28 protein-coding genes are annotated in these 22,051 nt (G+C 54.9%); 11 read left to right on the forward strand and 17 right to left on the reverse strand.

The genetic code is table 11. The features are described 5' to 3' along the window. Nucleotides 1-58 precede the first annotated feature (58 nt). From BM261_RS09020 to cmk, 3 genes are all read right to left on the reverse strand, one after another. Nucleotides 59-373: an integration host factor subunit beta gene (locus BM261_RS09020; RefSeq protein WP_003774573.1), complete on the reverse strand. Its 315-nt coding sequence runs from the start codon at nt 371-373 to the stop codon at nt 59-61. A 15-nt stretch (nt 374-388) separates the two neighbouring features. After that, on the reverse strand, nt 389-2,101 hold the full coding sequence (rpsA, locus tag BM261_RS09025; RefSeq protein WP_256205710.1) for a 30S ribosomal protein S1: 1,713 nt from the start codon (nt 2,099-2,101) through the stop codon (nt 389-391). Between the two features lie 121 nt (nt 2,102-2,222). Further along, on the reverse strand, nt 2,223-2,882 hold the full coding sequence (gene cmk / locus BM261_RS09030) for a (d)CMP kinase (protein WP_370446630.1): 660 nt from the start codon (nt 2,880-2,882) through the stop codon (nt 2,223-2,225). 132 nt (nt 2,883-3,014) lie between these two features. Here cmk and aroA point away from each other — a divergent pair, with 132 nt between their 5' ends. The 7 genes from aroA (at nt 3,015) to BM261_RS09070 (ending at nt 7,791) form a co-directional block, all read left to right on the forward strand. Continuing rightward, the gene (aroA, locus tag BM261_RS09035) at nt 3,015-4,304 is read left to right on the forward strand and encodes a 3-phosphoshikimate 1-carboxyvinyltransferase (protein ID WP_074897559.1); all 1,290 of its coding nucleotides are present in this window, start codon (nt 3,015-3,017) and stop codon (nt 4,302-4,304) included. A 46-nt stretch (nt 4,305-4,350) separates the two neighbouring features. Then, nucleotides 4,351-5,025 carry a RadC family protein gene (gene radC, locus BM261_RS09040; protein ID WP_074897561.1) on the forward strand — a complete coding sequence of 225 codons (675 nt, stop codon included), beginning with the start codon at nt 4,351-4,353 and terminating at the stop codon, nt 5,023-5,025. Nucleotides 5,026-5,054: 29 nt separating this feature from the next. Beyond that, nucleotides 5,055-5,390 carry a hypothetical protein gene (locus tag BM261_RS09045; protein ID WP_074897564.1) on the forward strand — a complete coding sequence of 112 codons (336 nt, stop codon included), beginning with the start codon at nt 5,055-5,057 and terminating at the stop codon, nt 5,388-5,390. 320 nt (nt 5,391-5,710) lie between these two features. Then, nucleotides 5,711-6,238, forward strand: coding sequence for a PqiC family protein (locus tag BM261_RS09055; RefSeq protein WP_049253830.1), 528 nt, complete (start codon nt 5,711-5,713; stop codon nt 6,236-6,238). 102 nt (nt 6,239-6,340) lie between these two features. Further along, a complete protein-coding gene (locus BM261_RS09060; RefSeq protein ID WP_074897568.1) occupies nt 6,341-6,670 on the forward strand; it encodes a hypothetical protein in 330 nt (109 codons plus the stop codon). A gap of 244 nt (nt 6,671-6,914) precedes the next feature. Further along, nucleotides 6,915-7,424 (forward strand): hypothetical protein, encoded by a 510-nt coding sequence (locus BM261_RS09065; RefSeq protein WP_074897570.1) that lies wholly within the window; start codon nt 6,915-6,917, stop codon nt 7,422-7,424. A 61-nt stretch (nt 7,425-7,485) separates the two neighbouring features. Beyond that, on the forward strand, nt 7,486-7,791 hold the full coding sequence (locus BM261_RS09070; RefSeq protein ID WP_074897621.1) for a hypothetical protein: 306 nt from the start codon (nt 7,486-7,488) through the stop codon (nt 7,789-7,791). A 205-nt stretch (nt 7,792-7,996) separates the two neighbouring features. Here the strand turns inward: BM261_RS09070 and BM261_RS12915 are convergent, their stop codons facing one another. The 4 genes from BM261_RS12915 to BM261_RS09085 form a co-directional block, all read right to left on the reverse strand. After that, on the reverse strand, nt 7,997-8,419 hold the full coding sequence (locus tag BM261_RS12915; protein ID WP_240317877.1) for a PLP-dependent aminotransferase family protein: 423 nt from the start codon (nt 8,417-8,419) through the stop codon (nt 7,997-7,999). A gap of 51 nt (nt 8,420-8,470) precedes the next feature. After that, nucleotides 8,471-9,136, reverse strand: coding sequence for an aminotransferase class V-fold PLP-dependent enzyme (locus BM261_RS12920; protein WP_240317876.1), 666 nt, complete (start codon nt 9,134-9,136; stop codon nt 8,471-8,473). 203 nt (nt 9,137-9,339) lie between these two features. Continuing rightward, the gene (locus BM261_RS09080; protein WP_074897571.1) at nt 9,340-9,792 is read right to left on the reverse strand and encodes a hypothetical protein; all 453 of its coding nucleotides are present in this window, start codon (nt 9,790-9,792) and stop codon (nt 9,340-9,342) included. Continuing rightward, nucleotides 9,785-11,095 carry a homoserine dehydrogenase gene (locus BM261_RS09085; RefSeq protein WP_074897574.1) on the reverse strand — a complete coding sequence of 437 codons (1,311 nt, stop codon included), beginning with the start codon at nt 11,093-11,095 and terminating at the stop codon, nt 9,785-9,787. Before BM261_RS09085 ends, BM261_RS09080 begins: the two co-directional genes overlap by 8 nt. A gap of 92 nt (nt 11,096-11,187) precedes the next feature. On the opposite strand from BM261_RS09085, the gene BM261_RS09090 reads away from it, so the two are divergent. From BM261_RS09090 to erpA, 3 genes are all read left to right on the forward strand, one after another. Next, a complete protein-coding gene (locus tag BM261_RS09090; RefSeq protein WP_074897576.1) occupies nt 11,188-11,559 on the forward strand; it encodes an Mth938-like domain-containing protein in 372 nt (123 codons plus the stop codon). 103 nt (nt 11,560-11,662) lie between these two features. After that, complete coding sequence (locus BM261_RS09095) at nt 11,663-12,571, forward strand: NAD(+)/NADH kinase (RefSeq protein ID WP_074897578.1); 909 nt, start codon at nt 11,663-11,665, stop codon at nt 12,569-12,571. Nucleotides 12,572-12,677: 106 nt separating this feature from the next. Beyond that, nucleotides 12,678-13,016 carry an iron-sulfur cluster insertion protein ErpA gene (erpA, locus tag BM261_RS09100; RefSeq protein WP_040666364.1) on the forward strand — a complete coding sequence of 113 codons (339 nt, stop codon included), beginning with the start codon at nt 12,678-12,680 and terminating at the stop codon, nt 13,014-13,016. 80 nt (nt 13,017-13,096) lie between these two features. Here the strand turns inward: erpA and aspA are convergent, their stop codons facing one another. From aspA to rfbD, 6 genes are all read right to left on the reverse strand, one after another. After that, nucleotides 13,097-14,512, reverse strand: a complete 1,416-nt coding sequence (gene aspA / locus BM261_RS09105) for an aspartate ammonia-lyase (protein ID WP_074897581.1) — start codon at nt 14,510-14,512, stop codon at nt 13,097-13,099. A gap of 196 nt (nt 14,513-14,708) precedes the next feature. Further along, complete coding sequence (locus BM261_RS09110) at nt 14,709-14,981, reverse strand: hypothetical protein (protein ID WP_049253806.1); 273 nt, start codon at nt 14,979-14,981, stop codon at nt 14,709-14,711. After that, a complete protein-coding gene (locus BM261_RS09115) occupies nt 14,974-15,372 on the reverse strand; it encodes a phage holin family protein (protein WP_074897583.1) in 399 nt (132 codons plus the stop codon). The genes BM261_RS09110 and BM261_RS09115 overlap by 8 nt, the downstream gene beginning before the upstream one ends. An 85-nt stretch (nt 15,373-15,457) precedes the next feature. Continuing rightward, nucleotides 15,458-15,838 carry a DUF883 family protein gene (locus BM261_RS09120; protein WP_074897585.1) on the reverse strand — a complete coding sequence of 127 codons (381 nt, stop codon included), beginning with the start codon at nt 15,836-15,838 and terminating at the stop codon, nt 15,458-15,460. Nucleotides 15,839-16,036: 198 nt separating this feature from the next. Further along, entirely contained in the window at nt 16,037-16,783 is a 747-nt protein-coding gene (fabG, locus tag BM261_RS09125; RefSeq protein WP_074897586.1) for a 3-oxoacyl-ACP reductase FabG, read from the reverse strand. A gap of 81 nt (nt 16,784-16,864) precedes the next feature. Further along, nucleotides 16,865-17,758: a dTDP-4-dehydrorhamnose reductase gene (gene rfbD, locus BM261_RS09130; protein WP_074897588.1), complete on the reverse strand. Its 894-nt coding sequence runs from the start codon at nt 17,756-17,758 to the stop codon at nt 16,865-16,867. Between the two features lie 404 nt (nt 17,759-18,162). On the opposite strand from rfbD, the gene yciA reads away from it, so the two are divergent. Next, nucleotides 18,163-18,564, forward strand: coding sequence for an acyl-CoA thioester hydrolase YciA (yciA, locus tag BM261_RS09135; protein WP_074897623.1), 402 nt, complete (start codon nt 18,163-18,165; stop codon nt 18,562-18,564). Between the two features lie 269 nt (nt 18,565-18,833). Here yciA and hisF read toward each other — a convergent pair whose 3' ends face one another. From hisF to hisH, 4 genes are all read right to left on the reverse strand, one after another. Next, nucleotides 18,834-19,628: an imidazole glycerol phosphate synthase subunit HisF gene (gene hisF, locus BM261_RS09140; protein ID WP_049249312.1), complete on the reverse strand. Its 795-nt coding sequence runs from the start codon at nt 19,626-19,628 to the stop codon at nt 18,834-18,836. A gap of 226 nt (nt 19,629-19,854) precedes the next feature. Further along, the gene (locus BM261_RS09145; RefSeq protein WP_049249311.1) at nt 19,855-20,175 is read right to left on the reverse strand and encodes a hypothetical protein; all 321 of its coding nucleotides are present in this window, start codon (nt 20,173-20,175) and stop codon (nt 19,855-19,857) included. Nucleotides 20,176-20,224: 49 nt separating this feature from the next. Next, nucleotides 20,225-20,965, reverse strand: a complete 741-nt coding sequence (gene hisA, locus BM261_RS09150) for a 1-(5-phosphoribosyl)-5-[(5-phosphoribosylamino)methylideneamino]imidazole-4-carboxamide isomerase (RefSeq protein ID WP_049249310.1) — start codon at nt 20,963-20,965, stop codon at nt 20,225-20,227. A gap of 96 nt (nt 20,966-21,061) precedes the next feature. After that, entirely contained in the window at nt 21,062-21,706 is a 645-nt protein-coding gene (gene hisH, locus BM261_RS09155) for an imidazole glycerol phosphate synthase subunit HisH (protein ID WP_049249309.1), read from the reverse strand. Nucleotides 21,707-22,051: the final 345 nt, after the last annotated feature.

Below are 22,051 nucleotides of genomic sequence, written 5' to 3' on the forward strand. Positions count from 1 at the left end.
TATCGTTTTAAGCGCACAAATAAAGAGTGCCGCACTTGGCGGCACTCTTTCACAACAATCACTCGGCTTCGGCAGCCATTGCCCGATCGACTCGTTCGCGCAATTCCTTGCCGGGTTTGAAGTGAGGCACGTATTTCTCAGGTACACTCACTTTATCACCCGTTTTCGGATTGCGCCCTTGCCGGGCGGGACGATGGTTTAAGTCGAAACTGCCAAATCCTCGGATTTCTATCCTCTGGCCTCGAGCCAGCGATCTGGTCATGGTATCAACCAGTATTTTCACGCTGTATTCGACATCTTTGGCCAGCAGGTGCGTACCGTTTTTCTGAGCAAAAACCTCAGCCAAACGAACCATCAACTCTGATTTGGTCATAATTTTGTTCCGCAATTATTCTTGATCGCCAGACAATTTGGCTTTCAACAAATCACCCAGGCTGGTCGTACCGGCACTGGCTGTTGATGCGGCATTAACCGAATTCAGTGCATCACGACTTTCTTTGGCGTCTTTCGCTTTAACTGACAGTTTGATGCTGCGGTTTTTGCGGTCTACCGTTACGATAACGGCTTCAACGGCATCGCCTTCGTTCAATTTGGTGGTCAGGTCTTCAACGCGGTCTGCGGCAAATTCGGAAGCAGGCAGGTAACCTTCAACTTCGTCGCCCAGTACAATAACCGCACCTTTGGCTTCAACGGATTTTACAGTACCTTTAACCAAAGAACCTTTGTCGTTCACGCTGATGTAGTTACCGAACGGATCGCCTTCCAATTGTTTGATACCCAAGGAGATGCGCTCTTTCTCCACATCGATGGCCAAAACGACGGTTTCGACTTCCTCTCCTTTTTTGTATTTGCGGACGGCTTCTTCGCCCGTTTCGGTCCAAGACAGGTCAGACAGGTGAACCAAACCGTCGATATTGCCTGGCAGGCCGACAAATACGCCGAAGTCGGTAATCGATTTAACCGCACCTTTGATTTTGTCGCCTTTGTTGTAGTTGGCGTCAAAATCTTCCCACGGATTGGCTTGACATTGTTTCATGCCCAAAGAAATACGGCGGCGGTCTTCGTCGATTTCCAGAATCATGACTTCTACTTCGTCACCCAATTGAACCACTTTGCTCGGATGTACGTTTTTGTTTGTCCAGTCCATTTCGGAAACGTGTACCAAACCTTCGATACCTTGTTCGATTTCAACAAACGCACCGTAGTCGGTCAGGTTGGATACTTTGCCGAACAGACGGGTGCCTTGCGGGTAACGGCGGGCCAAACCGCTCCACGGATCTTCGCCCAGTTGTTTGATGCCCAAAGAAACGCGTTGTTTGTCTTGGTCGAATTTCAAAACTTTGGCTTCAACTTCTTGACCCACTTCCAGCACTTCGCTCGGGTGTTTCACACGGCGCCATGCCAAATCGGTGATGTGCAGCAGGCCGTCAATGCCGCCCAAGTCGACAAATGCGCCGTAGTCGGTAATGTTTTTCACGATACCTTTGACTACAGTACCTTCTTGCAGGTTTTCCAGCAGGGCTTTGCGTTCTTCGCCCAGAGTCGCTTCCAAAACGGCACGGCGGGAAACAACGACATTGTTGCGTTTTTTGTCCAGTTTGATGACTTTGAATTCGATTTCTTTGCCTTCAAAGTGGGAGGTGTCTTTGATCGGACGAACGTCCAGCAGCGAACCGGGCAGGAAAGCACGGATGCTGTTGATCATGACGGTCAAGCCGCCTTTTACTTTGCCGTTGATCAGGCCGGACAGGATGTCGCCGTTTTCCATGGCTTCTTCCAAGGCGATCCAGTCGGCGGCGCGTTTGGCTTTTTCGCGCGACAGTTTGGTTTCGCCGAAACCGTTTTCAACGGATTCGATGGTTACGGTAACGAAATCGCCTACTTTAACTTCTACTTCGCCTTGCAGGTTTTTAAATTCGTTGATATCGATCAGGGATTCGGATTTCAAACCTGCATTGACGATGACGTGTTTGTCGGTAATCGCCACCACTTCGGCGGTGATAACCTCGCCTTGGTTCATTTCCTGTACTGCTGAGTATTCTTCCAACAACTGGGCAAAATTTTCCATATTTGCTAAATCTTTCTTGCGCTGCCGGGGCACGCGGGGTTTGAGGTTGAAAAACACCTGCCCTCCCCAGCCGGACAGGTGGTGCAAACATATTTTCAGACGGCCTTCGGGTATACCGTCAGGCCGTGTGAAACACGAAAGCGCGCATTATATATCAGCTTTGTTTTTTTTCATACCAATCAATTACTTTTTTTACCGCTTCGTCGATACCCATTTCCGAGGTATCCAGCAATTCGGCATCGGGAAGGCGGCGCAGCGGCGCGACCGTGCGGCGGCTGTCGGCTGCGTCGCGGGCTTCGATATCGGCCAAAATCCTATCAAAAGCGACGCCGCTGCAAGGCAGGCCAAGCTGTTTAGTACGCCGCTGCGCCCTGATTTCCGCAGAGGCGGTCAGAAACACCTTCAAAACCGCATCGGGAAAGACGACAGAACCCATGTCCCGCCCGTCGGCCACCAATCCTTTGGCCGTCTGAAAATCGCGCTGGCGTTGCAGCAAGGCCGCACGCACGGCAGGCAGCTGCGCCACGGCGGACGCACCCATGCCGACAGCTTCGCTGCGTATTTCTTGGGAAACGTCCGCACCATCCAGCAATACTGTCTGTCCGACAAATTCGACCGGCAGCTCCGCCGCCAGCCGTGCCACGCCTTCTTCATCCGTCCATTCCGTCTGTTTTTGCCGCGCATACAGCGCGGTCAGGCGGTAGAGCGCGCCGGAATCGAGATAGTCCCAGCCCAAAGCCGCCGCCACCCGTGATGCCACCGTTCCTTTTCCCGACGCGCTAGGCCCGTCTATTGCGATTATTTTTGCCGTCATTGTTTGCATATCCTTGGTTTATTGTCGATTTCTCGTTACCTGATGCGGGATTCCACTGCCACGCCCCGCCTTGTATAATGTTGAGCCAAGCGACTATAACAACTCTTTCCCCTATCTTCCAGTATAAAAATCATGACCGACTCCATCCGCCTAGAACCACGCCGTCTGAAACCTTCCTCCATCGCCCTGCCCGGCTCGAAAAGCATCAGCAACCGCACCCTGCTGCTGGCCGCCTTGTCCGACAACGGCTGCACGATACGCTCGCTGCTCCAATCGGACGACACCGACCGTATGCTTGATGCCCTGACTGCCTTGGGCGTGGGCATCGAACCGCTTTCAGACGGCCTGATTCGGATACACGGCTGCGGCGGCCGTTTCCCGCAACGCGAAGCCGATTTATTCCTCGGCAACGCCGGCACCGCCTTCCGCCCGCTGGCCGCCGCGCTGGCCGTATTGGGCGGCGATTACCGTCTGCACGGCGTGGCACGAATGCATGAACGCCCCATCGGCGATTTGGTCGACGCCCTGCGCGTCATCGGCGCAGACATCCGCTACACCGGCAACGAAAACTACCCGCCGCTACACATCGGCAAACGGCAGGACAACGGCATCCGCAGCGTACCCGTCAAAGGCAACGTTTCCAGCCAGTTTCTGACCGCGCTGCTGATGGCCTTGCCGCTGACCGGCGAAGCATTTGAAATACAGGTGGAGGGCGAACTGATTTCCAAACCCTATATCGACATCACGCTCAACCTGATGCGCCGATTCGGCGTCAATGTGGAAAACGACGGCTATCGGCGTTTCCGGCTGCCCGCCGCCCGCTACATCGCCCCCGAAACGGTCCATGTCGAAGGCGACGCGTCCAGCGCATCCTACTTCCTTGCCGCCGGACTGCTTTCCGCCGTACCGATACGCGTTACCGGCTTAGGAAAAAACGCCATACAGGGCGATGCCGCCTTTGCCCGCGAACTGGAAAAAATCGGCGCGGCGGTAACATGGGGCGACGACTTCATCGAAGTTTCCCGCGCAGAAGGGCAAACCGTCCTGCCTTTCGATTTGGACGCAAACCACATCCCAGACGCCGCCATGACACTAGCCGTCGTCGCCCTGGCGGCGGGTGCGCCCTGCACCCTGCGCAACATCGGCTCGTGGCGCGTCAAAGAAACCGACCGCATTGCCGCCATGGCCGCTGAATTAAGGAAAGTCGGCGCAACCGTGCGGGAGGAAGCCGAAGCCATACACATCACCCCGCCGGCACGACTCACGCCGAACGCCGTTATCGACACCTACGACGACCACCGCATGGCGATGTGCTTCTCACTGGTTTCACTGCTGGGCGTGCCCGTTACCATCAACGATCCCCAATGCGTCCGCAAAACCTTCCCCGATTATTTCGCGGTATTCGAATCGCTGACGGCTTAAAACAAAAAAGGCCGTCTGAAACCGCCAAACACCAAAAAGGAAACGCATGAGCATCAAACACTGGCCGGAAGGCGAACGGCCGCGCGAAAAACTGTCGGCCTTGGGCGCGGCGGCCTTGAGCGATGCCGAATTGCTGGCGATTCTGCTGCGCACCGGCATCAAAGGCATGAGCGCGGTTGATTTGGCGCGTTACCTTTTAAACGAATTCGGCAGCCTGGGACGGCTGATGAACGCGCCGGAGCGCGAACTGGTGCGGCATAAAGGCATGGGGCAGGCCAGTTTCACCCAATTTGCCGTGGTGCGCGAAATCGGACGGCGGGTGCTGGCTGAAGAGTTGCAGGAAGGCGCACTGTTCGACAGCCCCAAGGCGGCCGCCGACTTCCTGCGCCTACACCTGGGGCACGAACGGGTAGAAGTTTCGCTGGTATTGCTGCTCAACCGCCAAAACCGCCTGATAAACTGCGTGGAACTGTCGCGCGGCACAGTGGCGGAAAACACCGTTTATGTGCGCGAAGTGGTGAAACTGGCACTCGACCATTACGCCGACTCGCTGATTGTGGCGCACAACCACCCCGGCGGAGCGGCCGAACCTTCGCCTTCCGACGTCGAATGGACAGGCCGTCTGAAACAAGCCCTGGAACTGGTGGACGTGCGGCTGCTCGACCATTTCATCGTTACGGCGAGGCAGGCGGTATCGCTCGTAGAACGAGGCCTGCTGTGAGGCCGTCTGAAAACAGAACGGGGGATAAAATGGATGTTTCCGAACAACAAGACGACATCCTCAGCATCAACCAAGTCCAACTGCTGCTGGCCGAAAAACGCACCGCGCTTGCCGTCATGCGGACCGGAATCGCCGTACTGGCACTGCCGTTGTCGATTTTCAGCGCACTGATCGCCACATCAAAATGGTACAGCCCGGCCGAAGTCTGGCTGCTACTGGCCGTAGTCAGCCTGATCAACATCGGCCTGATTGTATTTGCTGTTTACCTGATCGCCCGCTCACTCATGCGGATGCACCAATACGACCAATTGATTGCCGACATCAAACACAATCATTCCTCACTGCGCAAACTGATCAAATCCTGAGCGGCAACCATCTAAAGGCCGTCTGAAACACCGGTTTTCACCCATCATTACCGATGGGCATACCCTAAAAAGCAGCCAATGGAATGTACGCTGCCGTCTGATGCCTTAACATTTGTCGACAGCCACCGGCTCCCCCGTCTTTTCACTCTCAATACCGCAAAAACCTGCTTGAAAAAGCAGTCGCAAACGCCCCCGACAAACCGAAAAAACACCTTCAGACGGCCCGATTCCGCCCGCAACGGCCAAATCGGCTATAATCCGCCCTTCTTTTTCAAATCCAGCGTTTCACGCAGCATTGCACACAAATTAAGGAAATCCGGATGAAAAAACTGCTTCTGCCGCTGGCGGCCGCCTTCCTGCTTGCCGCCTGCGCCACACCGCAAACCCACTATTTCACCCTGCCCGACAGCACCTTCCAAATGCCCGAACACACGCGCGGCAAAACCGAAACCGCCCTGCGCGTCGTTCCGGCCGAACCGCTGAACAGGGGCGGGCTGGCATACCGCTCGGACGCTTTCCGGCTCGACTACGCCCGCAACCACCTGTGGGCGCAACCGCTGGATCAGGCCGCCGCCGCGCGGTTTGCCAACGAATTCAACCGTATGGATACCGGCCGTTACTTCGTTCCCGCCCATCAAAGCAAAGCCGCACAATCGGCAACCATCTACCTCGAAGCCTTCCAAGGCAGCTACTTGGGCAGCACGCTGGTTGAAGGCTACATCCGTTCCGATTCCGGCAGCCGCCGATTCCGCGCGGAAACCCCGCAGCACGGCGACGGTTACGAAGCCATGCTGGAATCGCTGTCGCAAGGCGTCAGCGCGGCCGCGGCACAAATTTACGGCCGTTAAATCCACCCGAAACCTTTCAGACGGCCTCCAAACTCCGATGAGGCCGTCTGAAAAAAACGGCTTACCCCAAACACACCGCATCCCCGATTATCGAAATCCGAAATGTCCGATACTGCCAAATCTCCCCTTCCCTTCCGCTGGCTGCTGGTCTGCCTTCTGCCGCTCCTGACCGCCGTCTACTTCCACTTTTTCCCGGCCGTGCCCGGCAGCTCCAGCTTCCTGATCAACGGCATCATATTGGCCTGCGAATGCGCTTTCCTGTTCAAATACGTCCTGTTCGCCCTGGTTACCCACCATTTGAAAGGCGAATTCGCATACAGGCGGCAAACCGCCCTCCTCTTTCTGCCGCTGATATTGCTTGTCGTCTACATCTTCTATTATTTCGGTTTTTTAACACAAAGGATATTGACAACGGCTAACAAACTGTTTTAAAGTCCGCCCCATTCTTTAAACGTTTTAACGAGAAACATCATGCAAATTCGCTCTGTTGCTTATTTTTATTGGTATCGCACCAAGGTGCGGTATCTTTTTGCGTCTGCGTAAAATAGAGCAACAGCGAAAAAGCCGCCCGTCCAAACCGAACAGGCGGCTTTATTGTTTTTCCCTTACCCGATACAGGCCGCCGAAACCACCGCTTACCGGCAACAGCGGAACCGAACAGATTCAGGAGCCTGCCATGCAAAACGCACAATCTTTGCAACACAACGCCGATATCGAAACACTTAACCGATGCTGCCTCGTTGTAGACGGCAACGGTCACCGTCCCGACTTAATCGACGACAGCCTGCCGGAAAATTTCGGCGCGTTGGCCGCCGAGGCGATGCTGCCGCAAATCCGCACCACCGCCCTGATGATTGCCGCCTCGCGCCACGATTTCAGCCGTCCCAGCCCGAGCGTGTTCACCGATGAGGCCGACTGGTTTGCCGCCCGGATTTTGGTTTTGCAGGCGCGCGTCTTCCACCTCGACATCAGCCTGCGCTTCATGCTCGAAACCGCCAACCGCCGCGCAGCCGACTTTGCCGCCGCCCGCAACCTGCCCTTCATTCCGGCAAAAATCCGCATGAGCCTGCACACCCGCCGCCCAAACAACCTCCTGATGATGGATTGCGCGCTGCCCCTGCATCAGGAAGACCTCGGCCTGATTGAAAACAGCCGCCGCCTGGCCGCCAAACTGCCGCAACTGTAAAGCCCCATAGCCCGCCATGCCGTTTCGCGATATGATGCAGGCTTTTTTCAAAAGTCCGGTTATGCGTACACTTATCGAACAAAAAATCAGCAACGGCGACTACGCCCGCATGATAGAAACACACCGCCAACCGTTCAGCGGGCCGGAAAACGAGCTGCTGGAAGAAATCCTGCAACGCTTCGAATTCGACGTGGTGCAGCAGCAGGCACTGGCACAGACCGTGATGCAGCAGGCGCGTTTCGACCCCAACGCCCTGCACATCGAAGAATTTGAAGACGAAGACGTAACAGGCATCTGCCCGCACTGTCTGAACCCGCCGGTTCCCCCGCTGCGCGATTACCTGATGTGGCGCGAACGGCAGATGTGATTGCGGCCGTCTGAAACCGTTTTCCCGACCGTTTATCACACCAAAAGGCCGTCTGAAAAAGCAAGCCGCTGATTGCAGCTTGCTTTTTCAGACGGCCTCCCTATTGGCGGAACCGGCCGAAAACTGTAACGCCGTTATGTCCCGTTGGACGGTTTCCCGCACAGGGCGGAATACCGCGCCGCCCTGCATCGCGATGATCTTTCCATCACCGTTCTATTTTTGACAATGCTTCGGCAAAACTTTGCACCGTCCGTTCGATGTTTTGCAGCTTGTCCAAACCGAACAGGCCCAAACGGAAGGTTTGGAAATCGGCACGCTCGCCGCATTGCAGCGGCACGCCGGAAGCAACCTGCATCCCATGCGCGATAAAGGCGCGGCCGCTTTGGATTTCGGGATTATCGGTATAGGCGACCACGACGCCGGGTGCTTCAAATCCTGCCGCCGCCACACTCGGGAAACCCCGTTCGGCCAGCAGACCGCGTATTTTGCCGCCCAACTCGCGCTGTGCTTCGGCCAATTTGTCAAAACCAATGCCTTCGGCTTCGCGCATCATGTCGTGCAGGCGCAGCAGGCCGTCGGTCGGCATCGTGGCATGGTAGGCATGGCCGCCGTTTTCAAATGCCTCCATGATTTGCAGCCATTTTTTCAGGTCGAGGGCAAAACTGTCGGACTGGGTTTCCTACGCTTTTCGATAAGCCGTTCCGTTCAGCATGACCAAGCCGCCGCAGGGCGTTCCGCTCCAGCCTTTCTGCGGTGCGGAAAGCAGGATGTCGATGCCGAGTTTTTCCATATCGAGCCAGATGCAGCCTGATGCGATGCAGTCCACCACCAACAGGCCGCCGACGGCGTGGACGGCTTCGGCCAGCTTGGCGATGTAACCGTCGGGCAGCATGATGCCGGAGGCAGTTTCAACATGCGGGGCGAACACGATGTCGGGACGGAAGGCGGCAATTTCGGCACATACTTCTTCTATCGGCGCCGGCGAAAACGGGGCTTGGAAGCGGTCTTCCTGCCGTGCGGCCAGCACTTTGGTTTCCGATGCGATGCCGCCCTGTTCGAGGATTTGCGACCAGCGGTAGCTGAAAAAGCCGTTGCGCACAATCAGGCATTTTTTGCCGCGTGCGAACTGGCGTGCGACCGCCTCCATGCCGGCCGTCCCGGTGCCGGGAACGACGGCGGTATGCTGTGCGCGGTAAACTTTTTTCAAAGTGGCGGAGATGTAACGCAAGGCCGTCTGAAATTTTTGCGACATGTGGTTCAGCGAGCGGTCGGTATAAACCACGGAATATTCGAGCAGGCCGTCGGCATCGATTTCGGGACGGGGGAGCGGGGATATTGTTTGCATGATTTCTTCCTTTGGTGTCGTTGGGATTTTTATGTGCGCCGCGTACGGCGGGAAACTTCAAACCGATGCGGCGTTACCCACCTCATTCCGATTTAAAGCCAATCCACTATAACATGCGCTTGGGGATGTTAAAAGGCCGTCTGAAAATACGCGGCGGTATTTTTCAGACGGCCTTTTAGACGGAGGCAATCGGGCCGGAGGCCTTACTGCGCGGCCTTCAAACCGGCGAGGCACTGCTTGTCGCGGGCATTGAAGGCTTCGGCACCGCCCAGGAGTTCAAGCTGTTTTTGACTGTCGAGTTTGGCAAAGCCGTCGAGCTGTTCTTGGCTGAGTTTGTCCAACGGCTCCGCCCACATGCAGACGCAGTAGTTTTGCACCAGCTTGCCGCTGTCGTCCTTCAAACCCAGCGTTTGCAAATCGCCCTGCCATTTGGGCGAGAACGGCACGTTTTGGATGCACGATTCGACAAATGCGGCCTTGGCGCGCGGTTTGCTCATGGCGCATTGCGACAGGAAGAAGGTGGCGGCGAACAACGAGGCAATCACCCACAGCCAAATGCGTATGGTGCGGATTTTGCGTTTGGACTTGAGCGTTTGTTCGCGGCGTTGCTCTTCGTCTGAAGGGTTTTCAGACGGCCTTTGCGCCTGTTCAGTCATTTAAACTCTCCATGCGTATCATGGTTACTTTGCCGTTTACCGTATCCATGCCTTCGATGCCGGCGATGGCGGCCTTGACGTGTTTCTCGACCGTGCTGTGGGTCAAAATGACGATTTCGGCGGTGTCGCCGTTCACCACGCCTTTTTGAATCAATGCCTCTATCGAAACGTTTTGATCCGCCAGCAGGTTGGCGATGCGGCCGAGTACGCCCGGCTTGTCCTGCGCCTGTACGCGCAAGTAATAGCTGCTGATGATTTCATCCATCGGCAGGATGGTTTGCGCCTGAACCTGCGAAGGCTGGAAGGCCAGATGCGGCACGCGGTTGCCCGTATCCGCACCGAGCAGGCGGGCGATGTCGATGATGTCGGCCACCACGGCGGAAGCGGTCGGCAGCGCGCCCGCACCCGCGCCGTAATACAGGGTTTCGCCCACCATGTCGGCATTCACGCGCACGGCGTTCATCACGCCGTTCACATTGGCCAACAGGCGGCTTTCGGGCAACAGGGTGGGATGAACGCGCAATTCGATGCCTTTGTCGGTTTTACGCGTGATGCCCAAAAGTTTGATGCGGTAGCCGAGTTCTTCGGCGTATTTGATGTCGCGGCTGTCGAGCCCGCTGATGCCTTCGAGATAGCAGGCTTGGAAATTGACCGGCGTACCGAACGCCAGCGCGCTCATGATGGTGATTTTATGCCCCGCGTCGTGGCCTTCGATATCGAAGGTCGGGTCGGCTTCGGCATAGCCCAAAGCCTGCGCTTCTTTCAATACGTCGGCAAACGCGCTGCCTTTTTCGCGCATTTCGCTCAAGATGAAATTGCTGGTGCCGTTGATGATGCCGGCGATGCTGCGGATGCGGTTGGCCGACAAGCCTTCGCGCAGGGCTTTGATAATCGGGATGCCGCCCGCCACCGCCGCTTCAAACTGCACCATCACGTTTTTTTCTTCCGCCAGCGCGAAAACTTCGCTGCCGTATTCGGCCAGCAGTTTTTTATTGGCGGTAACGACGTGTTTGCCGTGGCGTATGGCTTCCAACACCAGCTCTTTGGCCGCTTCCGTGCCGCCGAACACTTCGGCTACGATGTCCACTTCCGGGTGGCGCACGACTTCGAACGGGTCGGCGGTAATCAGGGTTTCGGGCGGACAGGCGGCGCGGGCTTTGGCTTCGTCGCGCGTGGACACCATAAACACGTTCACCGCGCGTCCCAGCCGGCGGCTGATTTCCGCCGCGTTTGCGCGCAACACTTCCGCCGTGCCCCTGCCCACGGTACCCAAACCCAAAATGCCGATATTGACCGGTTTCATCATCACTCCTTGTTAAGCGTTCCCTGAATGGCTAAACTTGCCGTCAAAAACGCGCAATCCTACCCGAAAAACCCTTATTCAGAAAGAAAAATATGCAGTTTCAGGAACACCTGCCGCAAGACGGATGGAATATCGAAGGCGGTTTGGACGGCCGTCTGAAAATCAACGGCGAAACCTACACCGAAGCCGTCTGCCTGATCGAAGGCCGCTGCCTGCCCGCAAACGCCGCACGCCCGCAGGATTTGACTGCCGATTCGTTTTCAGACGGCCTCTCAAAATATCCTCATCCCGAACTCATCTTAATCGGCACGGGGAAAACACAACAGTTCCTCCATCCGAAACTCAACGCCGCGCTGGCCGCGCAAGGCATAGGCATCGAATACATGAACACCGCCGCTGCCTGCCGGACATTGCTGATGCTGCAAAGCGAAGGCCGCCGCGTCTGGGCATGGCTGTGGCCTTAAAAACACAAAAAAGGCCGTCTGAAAACACCGCGCCAGCCGCTTTCAGACGGCCTGCAATCATGCCATAATCCGTTCCGTTACCCTTACCGTACGCCCATCCGCCATGATTACCGAATTCAAACGCATCGGCATCGTTACCCGCCCGCAAACACCCCGGATAGAAGTCAGCCTGCACGAACTGATAGACTTCCTGCTGGCGGAAAAAATCGACGTATTCATCGACCGCGAAAGTGTGGAAGGCGGCGTAGTCCATCCCGACGACCTCCCCCGCTGCCGCCTAACCGACAAAGACAACATCGGCCGCGAATGCGGCTTGGTCATCGTTTTGGGCGGCGACGGCACCTTCCTTTCCGCCGCCCGCAAAGTCGCCCCCTACCGCATCCCCCTCGTGGGTGTGAATCAAGGCCACCTCGGTTTCCTGACCCAAGTCCCCCGCGAAGAAATGCTGAAAGAAATCGCAGGTATCCTGACCGGCAAACACCAGGCGGAAGAAAGGATACTGCTCGAAACCGACCTCATCCGCAACGGCACCCATGTGAAAAACTCGCTGGCACTAAACGACGTGGTCATCTCGCGCGGCGGCGCGGGCCAAATGATTGAATTCGAAACCTTTATCAACAAAGAATTCGTTTACACCCAGCGTTCGGACGGCCTGATTGTCTCCACGCCCACCGGTTCGACGGCTTACGCTTTGGCAGCAGGCGGCCCGATACTGCAAGCCAGCCTGCGCGCCTTCACGCTCGTCCCCATCTGCCCGCAATCCATGACCAACCGCCCCATCGCCGTCCCCGACACCTGCGAAATTGACATCCTGATTACTAAAGCCGGCGACGCGCGCGCCCACTTCGACGGGCAGTCCTACATCGACATTCAAAGCGGCGACATGCTGCGTATCCGCCGCTACCGCCACAGCCTGCGGATACTGCACCCGGGCACCTACCGCTACTATAAAACGCTGCGGCAGAAACTGCATTGGGGCGAACAGCTTGTACCTATTTCGCAACACGACTAACACCATACGCCGCACGGCTTGAAATCAACACCTTGCACCCCACCTTGCTTATCCTCAAGCATTGCGCGAAAATACCGCACAAACCATGACACACAAGGAAAGAACCATGTCAGACGAATCACCCATCATCTTCACCGACAGCTGCTGCACCAAAGTGGCCGACCTGATTGCCGAAGAAAACAACCCCGACCTGAAACTGCGCGTTTTCGTGAACGGCGGCGGCTGTTCGGGCTTCCAATACGGCTTCACTTTCGACGAAATCAAAAACGACGACGATTTCGAAATCCTGAAAAACGGCCTGACCTTCCTGGTTGACCCCATGAGTTACCAATACCTTGTCGGCGCGGAAATCGACTACACCGAAAGCCTGCACGGCTCGCAATTCGTCATCCGCAACCCGAACGCGGAAACCACCTGCGGCTGCGGTTCTTCGTTCTCGGTATAAACAACCGGCTTTGCAACAAACAGAGGCCGTCTGAAACCCGTTTCCGGGTTTTCAGACGGCCTTTATCGATGCCCGAAGGCTTAACCGACTTTCTTCGCTTTATATTGCGGGTTAATCAGATTGGCAGGCGACAAAATATCGTCAAGCTGTTCCGCACTCAGCAAACCGAGTTCCAACACCACTTCGCGCACGTTTTTACCGGTTTGGGCGCAGATTTTGCCGACCTTGTCGCCGTTGTGATGGCCGATAAACGGATTCAGGTAGGTAACGATGCCGATGGAGTTCAGCACATAGGCGGCACAGGTTTCGCGGTTGGCGGTAATGCCGTCCACGCATTTGTCAGCCAGATTCACGCAGGCATTGCCCAGCAGTGAGATACTTTCAAAAACCGCCTGCGCAATCACGGGCTCCATCACATTGAGTTGCAACTGTCCGGCTTCGGCGGCAAAGGTTACGGCAGTGTCGTTGCCGATGACTTTGAAACACACCTGATTCACGACTTCCGGAATCACGGGATTGACTTTGGCTGGCATGATGGACGAACCGGCCTGCATTTCGGGCAGGTTGATTTCCTTGATGCCCGCACGCGGGCCGGATGACATCAGGCGCAAGTCGTTACAGATTTTGGAAAGTTTTACGGCCAGGCGTTTCAACGCGGCATGGACACTGACGTAGTCGCCGCAGTCGGAGGTGGCTTCAATCAGGTTGGACGACAGCGTGCAGGGCAGACCGCTGATTTCGGAAAGTTTTTTCACGGCCAGCGGGGCATAACCTTCGGGAGTGTTCACGCCCGTTCCGATGGCGGTTGCGCCCAAGTTGATTTCCAGCAGCAAATCGATATTGCGTTGCAGATTGACGTTTTCTTCTTCCAGCAGGACGGCAAAGGCTTTGAATTCCTGCCCCAACGACATGGGCACGGCATCTTGAAGCTGGGTACGCCCCATTTTCAACACGTCTTTAAATTCTTCGGCTTTGGTTTCGAAGGCCTGTTTCAGGCGGTTCATTTGCGCCATCATGGCCACCGTGCTGTTGTAAACGGCCAAACGGAAGCCGGTCGGGTAAGCGTCGTTGGTAGATTGGCTGGCGTTTACATGATCCATAGGGTCGATGATGTCGTAGCTGCCTTTGGCTTTGCCCAAGTGTTCCAAAGCCAGATTGGCCACGACTTCGTTGGTGTTCATATTCACCGATGTACCCGCTCCGCCTTGGAATACGTCCGACGGGAATTGGTCGAGGCAGCGGCCTTTCACCAACACTTCGTCGCAGGCGGCATCAATCGCGGCGGCAACTTCGGCGGAAAGCACGCCCAATTCCGCATTGGCGCGGGCGGTGGCTTTTTTCACCATCACCATGCCGCGCACGAATTCGGGAATATCGGAAATCTTTTGCTTGGAAATTTTGAAGTTTTCTGCCGCGCGCAGTGTGTGTATGCCCCAATAGGCATCATTTGGAATTTCGCGTTCGCCCAATAAGTCGTGCTCGATACGGGTGGTCATTCTTTTTTTCTCCAGAGTTCGTTTACATTGAAAATGCCGCCGTGCGGCAACGGCGGCATTTTGCCTGATTTAAAATATTATTCCAATAGTTTTCGCTACATTTCACTACATTAATTTTGATTGTCTACAATCAGGCAGATTATTCTAATTGTCTACAATTTTAAGCTGTTCCCAAAATGGCTTTTTACTGCCGTTTTCATCCTTTACGCCGCATAAAATGCCAAGCCAGCCAGGCGGCAATCAAAGCCCAACGGGATTTGCCGCGCGCGGCAGAAAAGGCGGCTTTCTGCGCCCAGCCTTCGGAAGCGGCGGCAGCAGCGATTTCCGCCAGTTGCACGAAATCCACCCGCTGTTTTTTCCGTTGCTGCCGCGTTTTTTCCTGCCGGATTTGTGCGGCAGTGACTTTCAGCCGTGCCAGTTTGATTTCTAATTCCAGCAGTTCCCGCGCCTGTTTTCTTTCCTTATTCATGACCGGCCTCGCTTTCGGACAGTTCGCCGCGCAGGCAGGCAATGTCGTCCCGCAGGCCGTTTAGGCTGTCGGCAAACAAGCCGTTGTGCCTGCGCCAGGCCGCCCATATCCGCCAAAGCAGCAGCATGACGGCAACGATGCAGACGGCAGCGGCGATGAAAAATACTTTCACGGCAGTGGCATCGTCGAGCAGCCGGTTGAGGCCGAACAGGGCGGCAAACAGGGCGACGAAGAGTAAAACGGCGGAAAAAAGCAGTGCCAACAGGGTACGGAAGGCGTTTTCCGCCTGCTCGGCCAAATCGAGATTGATGACTTGAAGCCGCAACAGAAGCAAGTCAACCCCTTGGTTCAACAGTGTTTTCGTATGTTCGATTTCTTGTTTGATGCCCATTTTTCCTCCTTGATGCAGAGAGGCCGTCTGAAAAGCCGCTGCCGAATAATGCGGGCGTTTTCAGACGGCCTGATTCAAGCCGTTATTAACGACGGTTCAGCAATACGCCGACCACCAATCCGGCCAGTGCGGCGAAACCCATGGCGTAATAAGGTTTTTCATGCACTGCTTCATCGGCCTGTTTGGCACGGCGTTTGATTTGCTCGCTAGCCTCATCCTCGAATTCGCGGAATTTCTTTTTCGCACGGGCGGAATGCCGGCGCAGGCTTGCGGCAGTATCGCTTTCAAACGCGCTCAATTTTTCTTTCGCCGCTTCCAGTTTGTCACCTAGGCGGGTTTTCAAATCTTCTATCTCTTCGCTGCCTTCTTCGACGCCTTTATTGTACAAGGCTTCAACATCGTCCATTACGGCACGGATGTCTTCCAACATGGCGGCTTTGCGGGCTTCGTAATCAGATTTGCTCATAACATCTCCTTCTTCTCGATGGGTGGAAAGTGAAGGCAGTATAACAGACCGCTTCATGATATCTATGATTATTTATTTCAAATTTAATAAGTTAGAGTAAAGTTTTGTATTGAAAGCAGCCTTTCTCAGGAAATATATGGCAATAAAGGCCGTCTGAAAGTGCTTTTCAGACGGCCTGTTCATTTTGATTTTAAAAAGTTAAGGCATCAGCATGCCGCCGTTGACGTGCAGCGTTTGGCCGGTGATGTATTTGGCTTGGTCGGAAGCCAGGAACAATACTGCGTCGGCAATGTCTTGTGCGTCGCCGAAACGGCCGAGTGCGGTTTGCGCTTCAAAGGTTTTGCGGACTTCTTCCGGCAGGGCGCGGGTCATGTCGGTGTCGATAAAGCCCGGGGCGACGCAGTTTACCGTGATGCCCCTGCTGCCCACTTCGCGCGCCATGGATTTGGCAAAACCCATCAGGCCGGCTTTCGCGGCGGCGTAGTTGGCCTGCCCCGCGTTGCCCATCGCACCCACCACGGACGTGATGTTGATAATGCGGCCGGAACGCTGTTTCATCATGCCGCGCAATACGGCCTTGCTGGCACGGAAGACGGATTTTAGGTTTACCTGCATGATTTCGTCCCACTCTTCTTCTTTCATCCGCATCAGCAGGTTGTCGCGGGTGATGCCGGCGTTATTCACTAAAATATCGAGTTTGCCGAATTCTTTTTCAATATCGGCAATCAGGTTTTCAATGCCGTCAGCTTCGGCGGCATTTAATGCCTTGCCCTGCCCGTTCCACTGTGCCAGGCGTTCGCCGATGGCGGCTGCGCCGCTGTCGCTGGTGGCCGTGCCGACGACGGTTGCGCCCGCTTGTGCCAATGTGTCGGCAATCGCCGCGCCTATGCCGCGCGATGCGCCGGTTACCAATGCGATTTTGCCGCTCAAATCTTGTGAACTCATTTTGTTTCCTGTCGGTTGGAGAAAGCGGACTTATATCACAAGGCCGTCTGAAAAACCACTTTCAGACGGCCTGCCGTTGTTTTAAAGATAAGGCTGCAAATCGCTTAAGGCGGAATGCCAGTCGCACGGCCCGATACCGAACACGGCGCGGATTTTGCCGCAGTCCAAACGCGAATCGGCCGGACGCTTGGCCGGAGTCGGATAATCCGCCGTGGCAATCGGCTTCACGGCAGGGATTTTCGCCAACACGCCCTGCGCCGCCGCTTCGGCAAAAATGGTTTCGGCAAATTCAAACCAGCTTGCATACGGGCTGCCGCAATAATGATAAATTCCCGCACGTTCCGCCAACTGCTCGGGCGTGTGGCGGCGGACGATGGTAATCAGTGCGGCGGCAATGTCGGCGGCCGCGGTCGGCGCACCGTATTGGTCGGCCACGATGCCCAAGCTGTCGCGTTCGCGTCCCAGCCGCAGCATGGTTTTGACGAAGTTCTGCCCGTTCGCGCCGAATACCCACGAAGTCCGCATCACCACGGCGCGGCGGCAGGCGGCCAACACCGCCTGCTCTCCCGCCAACTTGCTTGCACCGTATATGTTTTGCGGCGCGGTTGGTGCAGCTTCGTCATAAGGCGCGCCGCCCGCACCGTCAAACACATAATCAGTGGAAATATGCAGCATAACCGCACCGGCGGCTTCGGCGGCTTCGGCCAAATGGCGCGCACCGTCCCGATTGACGGCAAACGCCCGTTCGGCATCGTTCTCGGCTTTATCAACCGCCGTATAGGCGGCGGCATTGATGATGTAGTCGGGACGGAAGGTTTCCACCGCCTGCCGCACGCTGCGACGGTCGGCAATATTGAGTGCAGAGGAATCAGGGACGGAGAGTTCGGCACAGCCTTCGAGTTGTGCTTTCAGGCAGTGGCCGACTTGGCCGCTGCCGCCGGTAATCAGGATTCTGGGTAAATGGGAAGATGGCATGACTGCAATCCGAAGAAGATGAGAAAGCGGTATTGTAACGGAACAGGCCGTCTGAAAACGAGTTTGGAGGCAGAAAATCAAGAATCCCTGTTTTGCCGCTGCCCACTTGCGGAGTAAAATATGGCGTCAGGCTGTCTGAAAAGTTTTTATTTGTTGCAGCCGTTATTTCAGACGGCCCAAATATCGGGCATGAGGATGATGGTTGAATGCAAGCGGCCGCTGCCCTAATCCGGCGCAAAAATCACGGCGTTTCGAGCTGTCGGGCAATTCTCTTCCGCACGGCCTGCAACTGCGCCGCCTTGTTGCGGCTCCGACTCAATCGACACCTTTTTCCTGCGCTTGCCGCCCGAAAACTGAACCCTGCCGCATCAAGCGGCTGCTATTCCAAACAAAAAGGAAAACCGATGAACACCGAACAACGCACCGAACCGCAAGGCCGTCTGCTGCTGCGCACGATGGCCATGCCTGCCGATACCAATCCCAACGGCGATATTTTCGGCGGCTGGCTGATGTCGCAAATGGATATTGCCGGCGGCATCCTTGCCTACGAAACCGCCTGCGGCCGTGCCGCCACCGTAGCGGCCGATAAAATCGTCTTCCACCGTCCCGTTTCCGTTGGCGATGTCGTCGCCTGCTACGGCGAACTGATTAAAATCGGCAACACTTCGATACAGATTCACATTGAGGTTTGGGTTCACTCTGCCTCCTTCGACAGCCTAAACGAACAACGCCTCGTTACCGAAGCCTTGTTCACTTACGTCGCCATCGACAAGGACGGACAGCCCCGCCCCGTTCCGCAACTGTAAGTGCCCGTATCCGCAATCACCGTGTATTTGGTTTCGTAAGCTGTGTGCCGCCTGCGGTGCCGCTGCTCATACCGCCGGCTGCGCTAAATGTGGAAAGCCGCTTCAGTTCCACATCGTCCGCACCCGGTTTTCAATTCCACTCCGGTGCGGCAATGCTGAAAAGAAGCGGCAAATGTTTCAGACGGCCTCCGTATCGCTCGGATACATCAGGTTCTGAAAGCAGCCTACGTTTCTATCTCAATTAACCATCACGAAAACAAATGCAGCCGCTACAGGCCGTCTGAAATATATTTTTCAGACGGCCTAACTTCAATCCCGGCCCGACTCATCGCCTCTTTTGCTTCTGCAATTGATATTTCGCCGAAATGGAAAATGCTGGCGGCCAAAACGGCATCGGCTTTTCCTTCTTTAATGCCGTCAATCAGATGCTGTATAGAGCCCACCCCGCCCGATGCGATAACGGGTATGTCCACCGCTTCGCTGACGGCACGGGTCAGCGGCAGGTTAAAGCCCTGCTTCGTACCATCCCTGTCCATACTGGTGAGCAGGATTTCACCCGCGCCGCGCCGCTGCATTTCAAGCGCCCATTCGACCGCATCCAAACCGGTCGGGTTACGGCCGCCGTGGGTAAAAATTTCCCAGCGGGTGTTTTCGGGATTGACGGCTTTAGCATCAACAGCGACGACTATCGCCTGAGATCCGAAAAATCCGGCGGCTTCATTGACCAAATCGGGATGGGTAACGGCGGCGGTATTGATGCTGACCTTATCCGCACCGGCATTAAGCAGGCGGCGGACATCGGCTACAGTGCGCACGCCGCCGCCAACGGTTAATGGAATGAAAACTTGGGATGCGACTGCTTCGATAACATGCAAAATCGTATCGCGGTTGTCGGAAGAAGCGGTAATATCGAGGAAAGTCAGTTCATCTGCTCCCTCGTCATTGTAACGTTTGGCAACATCAACGGGATTGCCCGCATCGCGAAGTCCGAGAAAATTCACGCCTTTGACGACGCGGCCGTCTTTAACATCCAAGCAAGGGATGATTCGTTTGCAAAGAGCCATTCGGATTACCTGTTGTCTATAAACAAACTGCCCTCTCAGAGGGCAGTGTGAAAGTTTTGCGCCGTAGGAAAAACAAGTAAGGCGTTATCCTACTCCAAGAGCTTGCCGCCTAGAGGTTTTATACCACGAAGCATCCTGATTCCGCCATGCTTTATCTTAGACAGCCGATACTCCATCGCACAAAACATTAGTCAAAATTCAATGCGGGCAAACCGTTCCGTCTCTGCTAAATAAAAGGAGAAAGCAGCGATTTCATATTTTCCGGTTGCGACAACCAATAAAAACCCATACCGCCTGCAGCAGCCAAAAACAGGGTAGTGGCAAAGCTGTTGGAAAGCCTGTTAACAGCAGTCAGTACCAAGGCGACATAAATCCACTGCACGGCAACCTCTGCCACCCAAACACCATTCATTGCCGGCAGGGTCATCGCCATAAAGCCACGGATAATCACGGCAATCACGATAAAACCCAAGCTTTCCGACAAGGCATAAATATCGCGGTCGGCCGACCAAATCATCCAAAATCCCAAAACAAATGCTTCCAACATTATTTTTATTCCTTCTTTCCCGTAATATTTTATATAAAAAATCAGTTATCTATTCGCTGAGAGCGTCGGCCAATCGCTGCGCTTGTGCAAAATCAATACTGCCTTCGTAAATCGCACGACCGGTAATCGCACCGGTTACACCATCTTTCTCGGCGGCACACAGGGCGCGTATGTCGTCCAAGTCGGTCAAACCGCCGGAAGCAATAACGGGAATACCGACTGCTTCGGCCAGCTTAACCGTTGCATCGATGTTTACCCCGCTCATCATGCCATCGCGGCCGATATCGGTGTAGATAATGCTGTTTACTCCGTCGTCGGCAAAGCGTCTGCCCAAATCGGCCGCACGGTGTTCAGTTACCGTTGCCCAGCCGTCAATAGCCGCCATTCCGTCTTTGGCATCGATACCGACGATAATATGTCCGGCAAACTCCCGGCAGGCCTCGCGCACTAAAGCCGGATTTTTAACTGCCGCCGTACCGATAATAACGTCTGTCAGTCCTAAGGCCAGATATTTTTCGATAGTCGCCAAATCACGGATACCTCCGCCCAGTTGGACAGGAATATCGGCCGCCACCGCCGCCAGTATCTCGCGGATGGCTGGGAAATTTTTTGGCTCGCCGGCAAAGGCACCATTCAAATCAACCAAATGCAGCCGCCTCGCGCCCTGCTGCTGCCAATGCGAGGCCATATCCGCCGGTTGGTCGGAGAACACGGTGGCATCTTCCATCAGGCCTTGGCGCAGACGTACGCAGTTGCCGTCTTTTAAATCGATTGCAGGGATAAGCAGCATGGCGGTTCTTTCGGATTGGCAGGAAAGGCCGTCTGAAAAATGCCAGATAGGCTTTCAGACGGCATGTGTTTTCATGTAAACCTCATTTTACACAAATTATCCATTCCAGTGTAGAAAATTACGCAGAAGCAATAAGCCGGCATCGTGACTTTTTTCCGTATGGAATTGAGTGGCGAAGACATTATCGCGGCCGACAATGCAGGCAAACGAATCAGGATAGTCGCTGGTAGCAAGTACGATTTCGGAACTTTGCGGTGCAAAGTAATAACTATGGACGAAATAAAAACGGCTATCTTGCGGAATATCGCGGAACAGCGGATGCGGTTTGGTTTGATGCACGGTATTCCAACCCATATGCGGTACTTTCAGACGGCCTCCATCGCGGTCGCGCACATTCGCGGAAAAACGTTTGACCTCACCTGCAAACCAACCCAATCCCGCAGTATCCCCTTCTTCACTGTGTTCGAACAAAAGTTGCGCCCCGACGCAAATACCGAAAAACGGCTTGTTTTTCAGGCCGTCTGAAACCGCTTCGCCCAATCCGCTGCGTTGCAGTGCGGCCATACAGTCGGGCATGGCGCCTTGTCCGGGGAAAATGATTTTGTCGGCGGCGGCCACATCTTCCGGGCGGGCACTCAACACAATCTCCGTCCCCGTTCCCGCAAGGCGTTCTGCCTCACGCACAGAGTTCAAAACCGAACGCAGATTACCCATACCGTAATCGACAATAACCGTTTTCATACCATCTCCTTTACTATAAACATATTTTAATGGGTGGCAGGCCATATTGCATACTTATGGCAAATCTAATCATACAAGGTTGTAAAGTCAGTCGGCACAAAGTACGGTTTTTATTTCCCAGCCCGCCAACTGAAACTTCTCCAGAATCACCACAAACTTTAAACTATTTACCCATACCGTCAAAATCGCAATCCACACCTTTATTGACTGCATGATACCGTTTTCAGCAAACTCTACTCAAAAACGAGGTATTTCAATTATTAAATAATTAAACCAAACGTACATCAGTATAACAAAAAAGCCTTGAAACCATTTTAGTTCAAGGCGTTATACATATTAAAAAAC

The sequence above is a fragment of the Neisseria elongata subsp. elongata genome (assembly GCF_900113545.1).
Taxonomy (GTDB): domain Bacteria; phylum Pseudomonadota; class Gammaproteobacteria; order Burkholderiales; family Neisseriaceae; genus Neisseria; species Neisseria elongata.

Coding starts and splice junctions, on each gene's coding strand:
- hisA (WP_049249310.1), bottom strand. CDS start 20,965: ATGCTGCTTATCCCTGCAATCGATTTAAAAGACGGCAACTGCGTACGT.
- BM261_RS09110 (WP_049253806.1), bottom strand. CDS start 14,981: ATGAATAAGGAAAGAAAACAGGCGCGGGAACTGCTGGAATTAGAAATC.
- hisH (WP_049249309.1), bottom strand. CDS start 21,706: ATGAAAACGGTTATTGTCGATTACGGTATGGGTAATCTGCGTTCGGTT.
- cmk (WP_370446630.1), bottom strand. CDS start 2,882: ATGACGGCAAAAATAATCGCAATAGACGGGCCTAGCGCGTCGGGAAAA.
- BM261_RS09120 (WP_074897585.1), bottom strand. CDS start 15,838: ATGAGCAAATCTGATTACGAAGCCCGCAAAGCCGCCATGTTGGAAGAC.
- BM261_RS09095 (WP_074897578.1), top strand. CDS start 11,663: ATGATTACCGAATTCAAACGCATCGGCATCGTTACCCGCCCGCAAACA.
- fabG (WP_074897586.1), bottom strand. CDS start 16,783: ATGAGTTCACAAGATTTGAGCGGCAAAATCGCATTGGTAACCGGCGCA.
- BM261_RS09070 (WP_074897621.1), top strand. CDS start 7,486: ATGCGTACACTTATCGAACAAAAAATCAGCAACGGCGACTACGCCCGC.
- BM261_RS09085 (WP_074897574.1), bottom strand. CDS start 11,095: ATGAAACCGGTCAATATCGGCATTTTGGGTTTGGGTACCGTGGGCAGG.
- BM261_RS09020 (WP_003774573.1), bottom strand. CDS start 373: ATGACCAAATCAGAGTTGATGGTTCGTTTGGCTGAGGTTTTTGCTCAG.
- BM261_RS09045 (WP_074897564.1), top strand. CDS start 5,055: ATGGATGTTTCCGAACAACAAGACGACATCCTCAGCATCAACCAAGTC.
- BM261_RS09090 (WP_074897576.1), top strand. CDS start 11,188: ATGCAGTTTCAGGAACACCTGCCGCAAGACGGATGGAATATCGAAGGC.
- hisF (WP_049249312.1), bottom strand. CDS start 19,628: ATGGCTCTTTGCAAACGAATCATCCCTTGCTTGGATGTTAAAGACGGC.
- erpA (WP_040666364.1), top strand. CDS start 12,678: ATGTCAGACGAATCACCCATCATCTTCACCGACAGCTGCTGCACCAAA.
- BM261_RS09060 (WP_074897568.1), top strand. CDS start 6,341: ATGTCCGATACTGCCAAATCTCCCCTTCCCTTCCGCTGGCTGCTGGTC.
- BM261_RS09065 (WP_074897570.1), top strand. CDS start 6,915: ATGCAAAACGCACAATCTTTGCAACACAACGCCGATATCGAAACACTT.
- rfbD (WP_074897588.1), bottom strand. CDS start 17,758: ATGCCATCTTCCCATTTACCCAGAATCCTGATTACCGGCGGCAGCGGC.
- aspA (WP_074897581.1), bottom strand. CDS start 14,512: ATGACCACCCGTATCGAGCACGACTTATTGGGCGAACGCGAAATTCCA.
- BM261_RS12915 (WP_240317877.1), bottom strand. CDS start 8,419: ATGGAGGCATTTGAAAACGGCGGCCATGCCTACCATGCCACGATGCCG.
- BM261_RS12920 (WP_240317876.1), bottom strand. CDS start 9,136: ATGCAAACAATATCCCCGCTCCCCCGTCCCGAAATCGATGCCGACGGC.
- BM261_RS09055 (WP_049253830.1), top strand. CDS start 5,711: ATGAAAAAACTGCTTCTGCCGCTGGCGGCCGCCTTCCTGCTTGCCGCC.
- yciA (WP_074897623.1), top strand. CDS start 18,163: ATGAACACCGAACAACGCACCGAACCGCAAGGCCGTCTGCTGCTGCGC.
- BM261_RS09115 (WP_074897583.1), bottom strand. CDS start 15,372: ATGGGCATCAAACAAGAAATCGAACATACGAAAACACTGTTGAACCAA.
- radC (WP_074897561.1), top strand. CDS start 4,351: ATGAGCATCAAACACTGGCCGGAAGGCGAACGGCCGCGCGAAAAACTG.
- BM261_RS09145 (WP_049249311.1), bottom strand. CDS start 20,175: ATGTTGGAAGCATTTGTTTTGGGATTTTGGATGATTTGGTCGGCCGAC.
- BM261_RS09080 (WP_074897571.1), bottom strand. CDS start 9,792: ATGACTGAACAGGCGCAAAGGCCGTCTGAAAACCCTTCAGACGAAGAG.
- aroA (WP_074897559.1), top strand. CDS start 3,015: ATGACCGACTCCATCCGCCTAGAACCACGCCGTCTGAAACCTTCCTCC.